Below are 13774 nucleotides of genomic sequence, written 5' to 3' on the forward strand. Positions count from 1 at the left end.
TTACAACTTTATTTCTTCGCCTGCATCGTTGTAGAAGTGATACGCTAGCAATTGCAATTTTGAATTGGGGACAATGCTAATTCTGCGTTTATAATGCCACATCCATTTAAATTGAATTGAAAAAAATCCTTTTGTAATAAAAGAGGCAATTAAAATTTAGACAGACCCCAAATCTATCAATAAATTAATTCAGCAAAGACGCCACTTAAACTCTATAAAACTTTTGAACCCTTGACTTTTAAACTTTTAAACCCTTAAACCCTTAAACCCTTAATACTTCCCAAACTTCTTATACCCCACCCGTTTTCTTTTATCTGCTACTTGCACTATGTATATACCACGCGCAAGGGTGCCTATGTCTATTTCTATTTTGGGTTGTGGCACGTTGGTATGTTGGCTTAGTATGGTTTTGCCATCCATTGTGATGATGTTATAAGCACTTATACCCTCGCATGTAACGGTGAGTGTATGCGTTGCTGCATTGTTTAATAATTGAATCTCTAATGCAGCTACCTCATTAATGCTGGAGGCAGTGCAGTCTATAACGGAGATGTCGTCTAGGAAGTAGTACCCTAAAGGCTGTGACCAATTATTTGTACTATCTATTGTTAAGTTGCTATCAGGTCTAAAACAACCAATAGTAATAAATTGTTCGCCTCCTTTTGCAATAAAACTTCCTTTTACTTGCATCCAATTTGCTGTATCCAATAGAATATTTCCACTTTGATTCTCGATTTGAGGCAATATTTTAAACATATAATTACTATCAGGATTAAGACTATCCTTTGAAAAATAGGCACCGATTTTATCAATTACTATTTTAGCATTATTGGCGGCATTTACATAAAATGACACTTGATAATTTCTTCCGTATTTACAAGAATCGACTAATTTTGAAGTTATACATTCTCTATCATTGCCATTAGGAAAAATGAGAAATCCAAAGCCTACACAACAGTCACCATTTCTTGGTTTTTGATACCCAAAAGTCGGATTATTGGGAAAAGGTGCTGTGCCACAACCTTGAGTATAGGATAAACTCCAAAAATCGGCTGTACCTATTGATTCATACCATCCAATACACGGTAATGCAGGTAAATTCCCATTATTCCACCAAGTCCAACAATCTAATGTGTCTTCAAATCCTGGATTCGATATTAAATTTTGAGATAAGATATTTTTACTGAATAATAAAAATACCATTATTGTAAATGATCGTATCATTAGTGCTTAACAATGAATGAGCTATAACTGTAAGCTTGATTTTGCAAAATAATTTTCACAAAATATATTCCATCCGATAATTCGCTAACTTGTATATGCCTATTATCGGTTATTTCCTTTCGAATAAGTAAAGTACCCTTGCTATCATATATTTCCAAATTAAAAGCTCCAGATAAGGAAGGATTTAAATAAATATAATCATTTGTTGGGTTAGGGTAAACAATTGATAAAGGCATTTCGGATTCTATATTATTATTTAATCTATTTACATTTGATGTAAAATCAACAAAATCAAGACCTAATAATACGCGCGCTGAATAAACAGCTTCTCCACCATTTAAAGGATTTTGATAGGCTATATTTTCTAATATTGATTGATGTGAAGCACTAGTTGTAAAATTATCTACAGCCCATGTTTGTAAATATACTTCATTAAAATTCTTAAAATTATTCTCAACATTATTTTCAGGAATAATAATATCATTTACCATTACTGCACCTTGCACTAAAGAGTCCATTACAAATTCATTTACCATTTGTAATAAGCCAGCGTTTGAAAAATAATACATGCTATCATAAAAATTTTGTAGGATCAAATCGCTTGATATGCCTGCATACATTAAAGTGCTATCACTACTAAGCTGATTAAAAATATCTATTTTACCATTTATTTTTTCTTCAAAGGATAGGTTTGAAAATTCTGCTGCATCTGATACAAATGCCGCCATTCTTTCATTAGGACACCCAGGACAGGGCACTTCGCAATCATTGGTAATTGTTCCAGTATTTGGTGTTACAAAACCTGTGGGACTCATTTGAATTGCAGTAGATTGGTAAGGCAATGCTATAGGGCCTGGTCTGTAAAACCATGTTGGAAAAGCACTCGATAGATCTTTACTAAAAGCAAAATAACCTGTAGGAAAGTACCACGTATTCTCCTGTGCTGCTGCTGCACTGCCCTGGTCGCCAATATTACTTGCATCAAAGCGCACACCAATGCGGCAGGTATCCATTTGGTTGCAGTGTACGGTGTTTATTTGTTGTGAGTTAAAGAAGCGGATGGCGCTGCCACCAACTGCACTTGTATTTATATGATTAAACATTGTATTTATTTTTATAATCAATAAACCCCCACCTTAAATACCCTCCTCCTATAACGCTTATCCTCCACAACCAACATATACACCCCCCGTGACAAAGCTGCTGCACTTATTTCACTGTTTAGTAGTTTGCCTTGCAAGGTTGTTTTGCCAAGCATATCTATTAGAGTATAATTTTCTATTTGCTCATTGGTGCTAATTACAAGTTTGTTATTTGTAGCATCATACCATACATTAAGTTTTATTTCTTCTATATCCGAAAGCGCGGTGGCGGTGCAGTCTATTACGCTGACATCGTCTAGAAAATAATAAGCTCCAATCTGGCTGCCCAAGATATTACTATCTAACTTAATAGAACTGTCTTTATTAAGGCAACCAATTGTTATCCATTTCTCATAACCTACTGCTTTATAAAAGTACTTTATGTTTGTCCATCCTAACGTATCCACAAAAGGGGGCAAATTATTACTTGTTAACTGAGGTATAATATTAAATAAATAAAAACTATCAGTATGCAAACTATCTTCTGAAAAATAAATGTCTATACAATTAGCTCTGATTTTACTTTCGTTTGCGGCATTAATGAAAACAGAAACCAAATAAATATGGTTGCTTTTCAATGTGTCTATTAATTTACCAGTAATTGCTTCTTTGTAGTCTTTAATAACAGGATACAATGTAGGTGAGTAACCAGCACATGCAACTCCAGTTTTTGGTAATTGATATCCTAAAAAATTATTGGGTAAATTATTCACTCCGCAGAAACTTGTATAAATCATACTAAAATAATCAGGTGACGCTATTGATTGATACCAGCTTTTACTTGGTAAATTTGGCCAAGGATTTTGTATCCATGTATTGCAATCCACAGTGTCTTCAAATCCTCCGTTAAACACTAAATTTTGGGCATTGATTCCAAAATAGGCAAGGCCGGCAAGCCAAATAGTCAAAAAAAGTTTCATTAGTAAATTGAACTATCTATTAACTAATACTTTTTCAAATGCAATGTATTTTCCATCTATATATAGCCTTGCAACATATATTCCATTACTAAAATTGGAAATATCAATTTCATTGTATTCTTTTAGATTGAATTTAAACTTAGTTTTGCTCGAAATATCAATAATTTCAATAGCTCCCGGTTCATCACTTTTTATTTTACAATTAATATACAATTTGTTTTGCGCGGGATTTGGAAAAACATGAAACGACTTGTTTTCATGCATCGTTTCAAGTTTAAGCTGTCTTAAATTAGAATTTGTAAAATCAACTAAATCCCAACCCAAAATTACTCTTGCCGTGTAAACTGCCTCACCCCCACTTAATGGATTTTCACTTGCTATTTGGGTAAGGGCATCTATATGTTCTTGATTAAATATAAAAATCCCAACGGCCCAAGTATTAATGTAAATATCATTTACTGCTTTAGCATTTTCTTCAAAATGATTAATAGGGCTTATCCATGTATTAACTACATTGGCAAACAAAGCTAGAGAATCTGAAATTAAATCATTGACAATGGACAGCATTCCCATATTCGTATTTGATGCACTATCATAAAAATTTTGCAAGATCAAATCTGTTGGAAAACCTGCATACATATAAGTTGGATCGCTATTCAATTGTTCATATACACTATACTTTAGTAAATACTTTTCATCTTCCGAAAAACTTGCAAATTCATTTTGTTCGGTAACGATTTCTGCCATTCGTTGATGAGGGCAGCCAGGGCAAGGCACTTCGCAATCATTAAACTGAAGTCCTGTTTGAGGATTTTCAAAACCAGTAGGGTTCATCTGTGGTGGCAATGGAAAATATGGTATGTTTGAGGAATTAGGTCGATAAAACCAACTAGGAAAAGGACTACCAATATTATAAAAAGCATAATAAGCCCCCACCGGATTCTGTGGAAAATACCAAGTATTCTCCTGTGCTGCTGCTGCACTGCCCTGGTCGCCAATATTGCTTGCATCAAACCTCACTCCAAGGCGGCAGGTATCCATTTGGTTGCAATGTACGGTGTTTGTCATTTGCGTGTTAAAGAAACGGATGGCGCTGCCCATGCGTGAGAGTAAGTTGCTATTTATTATATTATGGGTTATGCTTTGTCCGTTAATACCTAAAACGCGGTCGTCAAGGGCAGCGGTGGGGTTAGCACCATCTTTGTATATGTAGTTTCTTTCAATGCGCAGGTCTTTGCAACTTGCTGCATTTATTCCTACGTAGTCCAAGTTTGGGTTAGCAACAATATCACTATTGGTAAGATTAATTGTATTGTCTGTTATAGTTAGTTGTTCCCAGTTGGTAGCTACAATGCCTCGTCTTACACGTTTAATGGTATTATTGTAAATGTTTTGCGTAGGTGTAAAAATGGTAATTGCATTGGCGGGATTGGCCATGCGTATTCCGGCAAAGGCTTGTGTAGTTGTATTAAGACCTGTGTTTAATGAATTGTTGTTAATATCAATTGTGCTTAATGAAATAAGGCTTCCCCATATGCCAGTACCAAAATTGCTGATGTTGTTATGATGTATATTATAAGTGGAATAATTAGCATCAAACAAATTTATTGCGGTGCCAGTTGAGGCGGCAGTACTACCTGGCTGTAGGCGTATGCGATCCATCTTATTATTAATAATATTGGCCTCAATGGCTCCATTTAAGTTAATTCCATTGTCACAGTTGAAATATGCGTTTTCAAAAATCTTTAACTGTGGTAAATTGTTCATTTCACCAATATTTACAGTGCTTACAGCCCCAACATTGGTAATGTTAATAGCATAGGCTTGCGGGTAGTAAGGTATTTCATGGTGTACTATATTTTCGAAACTGTTGTTATACATGGTTAAGAAACTATTGTTAGCATCTACCCCACAGTTGAGATAGTCAAAATAATTGCGCATATGATAAGGGTTGATGCCTGTTTCATTTTCATTTCCAATTTTTACAAGGCACATGTTTTTAAAACGGATACCACATTCCGGTATTCTGCCTGCATAGGGCGGTATAAGTGTTGCCTTTTGTCCCGACAATAAATCATAAGACAAGAAACGCGTATCTTCTATACTAATGGTACTTGCATTAAGTGCACAATTATTTTCGGCAAATAATGAAATATTATTTTGATTGAAGGTGGTACCCTGTCTAAATTCAATATATCCTTCATTTGTGTAAACAGCTATTTGCGCTTCTTCTATGGTGGAATATCCGGTTACCTTTAACGAAGCATCGTTTTCAACATTTATTCCTGTCCACATATAATCGCGATTGCATGTGTGTAAATGCGAATATTCATTAATGATGAGTTGATTGCCATCTTCTACGTTAATTATTGCATCAGGCCAAAGTAAAATATCCAGTTTGTTAAATTCGCATGACTGATCAATAATAAAAGTGTTGTTAATTGAAATGGTTGAACCAAGCATAGTAGTATGAATGGTAGGAGGTATTGCTTGTAGATTAACGTATATTCCTGTGGGAGGATTATTAATAATATCCGATGATTTTAGTCCAGAAAAATCTACATCAGCCGAGCAACACTCATAAATAATAAACGTAGTACTTTTGGTACAACTTGATATATTATCGCTAACGGTAAATGTTATAGAACCGCTTCCACCAAATTGAGAAACAAAATCTATTACAGCCAAAGGCCCAAATCCTGATATGGTGGGACCTGCACCAACAGCAATCCAACTATATGTATAATTGTTATTTACATTGCTAACCTGATAAGTGTGATTGGGGTTGCATGATGCATGGCTACCTGCAATAATAGGTTGCGGTAGATTGACTCCTTGTGCAACAACAATACAACTAGCTGAAATGGTTGCAGCGTTTGATGCTGTAACGGTAACAGTATATGTTCCAGGCGGTACATTAAGATTATTTTGGGTTACCGCTCCATTACTCCATATAAAAGTATAAGGTGGTGGATAAATATTTTGATCTAAGCATTGCAATGATAAGTATATATTACCTAGGGTGCCTGGACAAGGGTGATCCACTGTAAAATCTATACTGTTGGTAGAAAACATTGTTACATTGTCGCACATAAGCATTCCACCATTAACACCACCTCCTGGAATAACATTTAGAAATGCGTCATCCTCAAAAGTTCCAAGTGTGATGTGATCATAAGGTTGATTTGCAACAAAGTTAAATGCTATGGTGGCCGGAATGCCATTATTGGGTACATTGATAGCGCTCGTTACCATTTGCAAATTAGGTAAAGTGGGGTCTAGAAATGTAGCAGAATTGGGGTCTGTGTATGGTCCAATTGAAAAAAGTGCCTGAACTAATGAGCTGTTTTTAATCATTAATGAAGTACGTCCATCCAATTTCAAGGTGTATTGAACTCCTGGAACTAATGGTTTTACCAATGCTTCTTGAATATACTCACGATAATCATCTTGCCGATTAATATAAAAGTCTGTCATTCCAAAACCTCCAATATAAAAACCAAAATCAAATTGATTCCATATATCTAGAGGGCAACTATAATTGGTTGCTTCTAAGTTATAATCGCTTGAGCTAGATGTTGGCAAATACCATTTATCTAATATCGAAAGTCCATTAGGCTGTTGAGCAAGGTATTGATTATTTGTAGTTGCTGGACACCACAAAAAATCTTCAAATTGGCCGTTTTGTATTAGTTCGCATGGGGGTGCCATATTTGGTTTAGGTTCGAAATCTTTAATTACTACATACGTTTCATAGATGTAATTACTCCCGTTTATTTCTGCTTTTAATTTAATATTAAATCTTCCTGGCATTTTAAACATAAAAGCATAGTTGGTCATACCAACTAAAGAAATATCACAAGTGTCGCCAAAGATGGGAAACTCATTTGAGTCAACTGCGCATGGAATTCCAAGATTTAGCTTAAATATTGTATTTATTGGGCAATTTAATGATTGATTAGTTATCGTAACAGTATCGCCTCTAGAATAATCTGCCTTGTCAAAAGAAAGCCCCAAAACGGGGCCTTGACTAAAGGCGAATTTGCTTAACACTAAACAACACAACATAACAAGAATTGTTAACTGCCTGTTTGTCTTATAAGAATCATGTGTGTGTGTGCAAAAATTGCGCCAAATGTACTGTTATCAATATTTTCAGCTTCGCATACAGCTACCGATACAAGGCCGTATTTTAGATACGTGTATTTCATATTTTGCTTTTTTAAAGTTAATTTTTTTAGACAAAGTGAGAACAAAGAGAACGCGTCATAATTTTTGTAAATACAAAGTAACGAGATTTTTTTAATTGCGGTAGGAAAAATTTGAAGAACTTTACAAAAATATATAGCTAACAATCTATCAAATTTTTATCTCTTCGCGCGCTACATTGAAAAAATGAAATTCAAGTAACTGTAATTTATTATTTGCCTCCAGTATAATTTGTCTTTTAAAGCGCCACATCCATTTGTATCGAATTGAAAAAAATCCTTTGGTAATAAATGAAGCAATAAATGGATGAACCGATAAGATTATTTTCTTTTCATTCTGCTCGTTAAATAAATAACGCAAATTATTTTCGATATCATCCATAATAAGAACACTTGCTTTCACTTCGCCAGTGCCTTCGCACGAAGGGCATTTTTCTGCGGTTACAATTTGCATCTCAGGACGCACGCGTTGACGCGTTATCTGTGCCAGACCAAATTTGCTAAGTGGTAACAAGGTATGCTTGGCCCTATCGCGTTTCATTTCTAATGTAAGGGCTTCGAATACTTCTTTGCGATGCAATGGATTTCTCATATCGATAAAATCAATTACAACGATGCCGCCCATATCACGTAAGCGAAGCTGACGCGCAATTTCGCGAGCTGCCATCAGGTTTACCTGCAAGGCATGGCTTTCTTGTGTTTCCTCGTCCGATCGTTTACGCACACCACTGTTTACATCTATCACATGCATGGCCTCGGTATGTTCTATTATTAAATAACTACCTCCGGGCATGTTCACTGTTTTGCCAAACACACTTTTTATTTGCTTGTCAACCCCATATTGTTCAAAAATGGGTACTTTGCCTTTGTAGGTACTAACTATACCTAGCTGATCGGGCGCAATGGTGCGCATGTAACTTTTTATCTCCTCGCACAGCAAATGGTTGTTAGCTGTAATACTTGAAAAATTGGCACTGAGCAAGTCGCGGAGTATGGTAGAAGTACGATCCATTTCACCCAACACTCTAACAGGAGGATTTACAGTGCGCAATAATTCGTAGCATGCCTTCCAGCGCACCATTATATCTTTAATATCCTGGTCAATGTCGGCTACCTGCTTTCCTTCGGCAGCAGTGCGTATAATGAGGCCAAAGTTTTCAGGCTTTAATGCTGCCCCCATTTTACGGAGTCGGTTCCGTTCTTCGGCACCTTTAATTTTGCTGCTTACCGAAATAAGATCAATAAACGGTGTAATAACTACAAACCTGCCGGGTAAGGATATTTCAGAAGTCAGTCGATGCCCTTTGGTTGAAATAGGTTCTTTGGCTATCTGAACCAATAACCAATTATTCTGTTGTAATACTTCATTAATTTTGCCGGCCTTGTTTATTTCGGGCTCGCACTCAAAATTAGATAAATCGCCACTAGGTGTTTTGTTAGCTGCTGCCCCCTTAATATACTTTACTTGAGAGTTAAGTTGTGGACCAAGGTCGGTATAATGCAAAAAGCCTTCCTTCTCATATCCAATATCAATAAAAGCAGCATTAAGACCAGGAAGTGTTTTCTTTACACGGCCAAGATAAACATCGCCTACAGCGTATACCTGTCCCTTTTTTTCGGTTGTAAGTTCTGCCAGTTTCTTGTCTTCGAGCAGGGCAATTGTAACTTCACTGCCATTGGCATCAATAATTAATTCGTGTTCCAAAGTAAAAATCCAATCATTTATAATGTAACTAAACGGGCCTGGTTAATCCCGAAAAACATATTGCTTCACTAATACGAATGTTACATTTCTAAAAAGGCATTCTAAGAAAAGCGTGCTTTACCAACACCTTAAAAGGCGTTGGTAAAGCAAATTACACGTAGGTTATTTCTTTTTGTGGCGATTTTTTCTAAGTCTTTTCTTACGCTTGTGCGTTGCCATTTTATGTCTTTTGCGTTTCTTTCCTGAAGGCATGATCTTTAAATTTTATTATTAGTTTAATTACTTATCCAAAAATAAGGGGCGCAAAGGTAAATTATATTATTTATAATCCAAGTTTTGAATGAGAATCGGCTCAAAAAGCCAAAATGAGGCATTTGGTTATGATTTCGGGGCGGCTTTGTTTATTAAATAACGCAATATTTGATGTTGCTATTTTAAAACACCTTCAACTCTCCTACCTGTCTTTTAGGTTGTTTTTAATTTTGTGCAAGTATTGAAATGTGCTAGCATATTGAGCTACTAGAATTGTGCTAAATGTGACTGTTATTTGATATTTTATAATTCTCCGAGGTAAGATCCCAATATTATAAATCCCTCCTAACCAAATTTTAATTTTATAACCAAGGGTCAATTAGTTACTTTAGCCGAGTTAAAATTAATCAATGAATAATAAATTTTTATTGTGGTCGGGAAGATGTTCTTTTAATGTTTGCGGGACATTTTTACTTATCCTGTTACTTTCAATTTGTACAACAACCTATTCACAGAAAAAGAAAAAAGACAAACTAAGTGAAGATGCACGAATGACCCTTGACCGCACCTTTGTTGATGCGCACCGTGAAAAAACTACCGGTAGTATAGAAAAAGCAATCACCTTATTTCAACAATGCATTTCAATAGATAAAGAAAATGCTGCAAGCTATTTTGAAATATCAAAACTGTTACGGACGAAAAATGAAAATGCCAAAGCCCTTGAGATGGCCGAGACAGCGTACAAACTAAATAATGCCAATGAGTGGTACGCGATGGAGTATGCTGAACAATTACAAATAAATAATCGTAATGAAGATGCAGCCGAAATATATGAGGCATTAATAAAAAGATTTCCTGAGCAACTCAATTACACGTACATGCAGGTAAGCACTTACCTCAATGCAGGAAAGGATGAAGAGGCATTAAAGATTCTGGATAAAATAGAAAAGCTGTTTGGCATTGACCCTGAGCTTACTCGCGAAAAGCAACGCATTTATCTTAAGATGGGAAAACTTGACAAAGCTGCCGAAGAATTAGAAAAGTTGATAAAACAATATCCAACACTTGACCACTATGGACTTCTTGTAGAGCTATACCAGGTAAACGGAGTTACTGATAAGGCATACGAAGTTATACAACGCATGCAAGCCATTGATGCCAAAGACCCGCGCGTGGCGCTTTCGCTTGCCGAGTATTATCGATCGAAAGGAGATAAAACAAAATCGTACGAACAATTGAAGGAGGCTTTTAAGAGCACTTCGTTACCTGCCGAAACGAAAACAAAAATCCTACTATCGTATTTGCCCACTATTCAAGCTAGCGCTGAAATGAAGGAGCAAGCAACCGAACTATCGAAACTATTTGTAGAAACCAATCCCAATGAAAGCAGTGCACATGCCTTTTACGGAGAATTGCTTATGCAAGACAAAAAGTATGGCGAAGCACGCGAACATTTTCTTTTCTGCACCAACAGTGATAATCAGAATTTTGGCATGTGGCAACAACTGCTGAGTTGCGATCTTCAACTTAGCGATTGGGAAGCACTCAAACTTAACAGCAATCAGGCAAAAGAACTTTTTCCTTCGCAACCAGTAGTTTTTCTGTACAATGGTATAGCGCATTCGCAACTCAAAGAATATGATAATGCTGTAAAATCGCTTACGGCAGGCAGCAAGTTGCTCTTTGCTGGCGATCCTTTGTTAATTGACTTCTACTCCAATCTTGGTGATAATTATAACAACCTGAAAAAGTTTGAAGATAGCGACAAATATTATGAAAAGGCATTAAAAGCAGATTCTCAAAATGAAACGGTTTTAAATAACTGGGCCTATTATCTATCACTACGTAAAGATCGACTTGATAAAGCCGAAGAAATGGCAAAGAAAGTTACAACGCTTTCGCCTAACAATGCTACCTACCTTGATACCTATGGCTGGGTATTGTATATGAAAGGTGACTATACCGGAGCAAAGGGCATACTTGAAGTTGCGCTTAAGCACGGTGGTGACAGCAGTGGGGCTATATTGGAGCATTATGGCGATGTGCTATTTAAACTTAACGATACTGTGCGTGCGCTCGAATATTGGCAAAAGGCAGAAAAAGCCGGTGATGCCAGCGAACTTATTAAGCAAAAGGTGTACGAGAAAAAATTATTTGAACAATAACCGGTAGCAGTTTATTTTTTATGCCAAAGCTACTGACGTATATGGTTATCGTTATTTTATTTGCAGGTACAGGTTGTGCTTCGCGAAAAAAAACTATTACCACCATTACCAAGCCTATTGCATTCGACACTATTTCATTTAAAGGAGTAGAGGCCAATCAATTAATTGATTCGATTCGTTTTTATGGCTTTAATGCGCAATCTTATAGCTTAAAGGCAGATGTAAAATTTGTGTCTGACTCCGGTGAGCAAGAGTTTAATGCCAATATACGAGTACTTCAAGACAGTGCCATTTGGATTAGTATCAACGCCATTTTGGGAATTGAAGTTGCACGGGTCTTGATAACCCGCGATAGTTTGTTTTTAATTGACCGGTTAAATAAACTGTATAGCAAAGCGGATTATGCTATGCTAAACGACTTGCTCCGCCTGCGAGTGGATTTTAATACCATGCAGAATATGTTAACAGGCAATTTTTTTGAATACCGCAATGAGAATAAATTTAACTCCGTATATCTGGAAGACAAATACTACATTGTTAGTACATTAAACAAACGCAAACTACGCAGGTCCCTGGAAGATAAAGACCCCAATAAACCGATTGTACAAGACTTTTATGTGGAACCATTGATTTATAAAATTTTACAATTGCGTATTGAAGATGATAAGCTTAAGAAGACCTTACAAACCGATTATAAGAACTTTCAACAAACCGATGCGGGCCTTTTTGCCACTGAGCACTATACACAAGTGCATGCTGAAAAAAATATTTCTCTTCAAATATCGTTTCACAAAGTAGCTGTAAATTTGCCGATAGAAATTCCGTTTTCTATTCCGGAAAGCTATAGCCAAATGCAAAAATGATATACCAGCACAAAAGATTATTATTACTAAGCATACCCATGCTCATTCTGTTGCATGCTTTCATGCAACCAGCCTTTGCACAGCCATCAAGCAAAGCCAGGCAGGAGTTGGAAAGCAAAAAAGAGCAACTGTTAAAAGAAATAGAAGAAACAAACAGACAACTAAAACTGAATGAGAAAAATCAAAAATCTACAAAAACGCAGCTAAACCAACTTAACAAACAAATACGTACCCGCGAATCACTGATACGCAATATTAATAGCCAAATAAGCAATTTGGGGTCTGAGATTGATCAAACATCAGAAGAGATAGAAACCTTGGAGGCACAAATGACTCTGCTAAAAAACCAATATGCAACTATGCTTAGCAAGAGTCAGCGTAAGCGTTCGCAGTATAACAACATGATGTACATTTTTGCCTCGGCAGATTTTTATCAGGCTGTTAAACGAATAAAATACGTGCAACAGTACACGGATGCCCGCAGGTTGCAAGCTTTTAAAATTGACTCTACCCAAGTAGTCTTAAATGAAAAAAAAGAAATGTTGCTTGCACAGCGAAATGAAAAAAGTACGCTGAAATCGAGTGAGGAACAAGAAAAGAAAAGTCTGACGAGTGAAAAGAAGGTTCAGGAATCTTATATGACCAACCTGAATAAGCAGGAGGAAACCTTAAAAAAACAGCTTGCCACCAAGCAGGAGGCTAAACGTAAGCTTGAGAGTGCGATAGCTGAAAATATTCGCAAAGAAATAGAAGCCGCAAGAAAACGCGCAGAGGCAAGTGGCAAAAAGAAAGATGATATCAATAGCAAAAACGCCTTTAATCAGACACCGGAAGAACAAAAGCTAACGAGTAATTTTTCAGGAAATCGTGGTTCATTGCCATGGCCTGTTGAAAGTGGAGAAATCGTTTCGGAGTTTGGTGAGCACCAACATCCAGTATTAAAGAATATCACGGTAAAAAATGATGGTGTAGATATACAATCGCCTAGGAGTAGCCAGGCCCGTGCTATTTTTAATGGCGAAGTTACCGGAGTAATAAATTTACCGGGAAGCTATACTGCAGTTATTGTTAGGCATGGTGAATACTTGACCGTATACTCTAACCTTGAGGGGGTTGTTGTGCGTAAAGGTGATAAAGTAACTACCAAACAAAAACTTGGTACTGTGCATACAGATGCAGCTACCAATGTAGCTGAGATAAATTTCCAGATATGGAAAGGATATACCAAACTAGACCCTAAAGCTTGGCTAAAAAGATAATGTCATTTATTCTTAAATGTATTAAAAATTTAGCCT

8 protein-coding genes are annotated in these 13774 nt (G+C 36.4%); 3 read left to right on the forward strand and 5 right to left on the reverse strand.

Features of this window, described 5'->3' with window-relative positions:
* Positions 1–270 precede the first annotated feature (270 nt).
* The 5 genes from IPO27_04430 to IPO27_04450 form a co-directional block, all read right to left on the reverse strand.
* On the reverse strand, positions 271–1224 hold the full coding sequence (locus IPO27_04430; protein MBK8845845.1) for a T9SS type A sorting domain-containing protein: 954 nt from the start codon (positions 1222–1224) through the stop codon (positions 271–273).
* The gene (locus IPO27_04435; protein MBK8845846.1) at positions 1224–2327 is read right to left on the reverse strand and encodes a T9SS type A sorting domain-containing protein; all 1104 of its coding nucleotides are present in this window, start codon (positions 2325–2327) and stop codon (positions 1224–1226) included. Before IPO27_04435 ends, IPO27_04430 begins: the two co-directional genes overlap by 1 nt.
* Positions 2328–2344: 17 nt before the next feature.
* Positions 2345–3286, reverse strand: coding sequence for a T9SS type A sorting domain-containing protein (locus tag IPO27_04440; GenBank protein MBK8845847.1), 942 nt, complete (start codon positions 3284–3286; stop codon positions 2345–2347).
* A 12-nt stretch (positions 3287–3298) separates the two neighbouring features.
* A complete protein-coding gene (locus tag IPO27_04445; protein ID MBK8845848.1) occupies positions 3299–7354 on the reverse strand; it encodes a T9SS type A sorting domain-containing protein in 4056 nt (1351 codons plus the stop codon).
* Positions 7355–7645: 291 nt separating this feature from the next.
* On the reverse strand, positions 7646–9199 hold the full coding sequence (locus tag IPO27_04450; GenBank protein ID MBK8845849.1) for an Rne/Rng family ribonuclease: 1554 nt from the start codon (positions 9197–9199) through the stop codon (positions 7646–7648).
* A gap of 662 nt (positions 9200–9861) precedes the next feature.
* Between IPO27_04450 and IPO27_04455 the strand changes: the two genes are divergently transcribed.
* From IPO27_04455 to IPO27_04465, 3 genes are read left to right on the forward strand one after another with little or no spacing between them, the layout of a single operon-like run.
* Complete coding sequence (locus IPO27_04455) at positions 9862–11616, forward strand: tetratricopeptide repeat protein (GenBank protein MBK8845850.1); 1755 nt, start codon at positions 9862–9864, stop codon at positions 11614–11616.
* A gap of 20 nt (positions 11617–11636) precedes the next feature.
* The gene (locus tag IPO27_04460) at positions 11637–12479 is read left to right on the forward strand and encodes a DUF4292 domain-containing protein (GenBank protein MBK8845851.1); all 843 of its coding nucleotides are present in this window, start codon (positions 11637–11639) and stop codon (positions 12477–12479) included.
* Positions 12476–13738 (forward strand): peptidoglycan DD-metalloendopeptidase family protein, encoded by a 1263-nt coding sequence (locus tag IPO27_04465; GenBank protein MBK8845852.1) that lies wholly within the window; start codon positions 12476–12478, stop codon positions 13736–13738. Before IPO27_04460 ends, IPO27_04465 begins: the two co-directional genes overlap by 4 nt.
* Positions 13739–13774: the final 36 nt, after the last annotated feature.

It is taken from the genome of Bacteroidota bacterium (genome assembly GCA_016714535.1).
In the GTDB taxonomy this organism is placed as follows: Bacteria; Bacteroidota; Bacteroidia; order AKYH767-A; family OLB10; genus JADKFV01.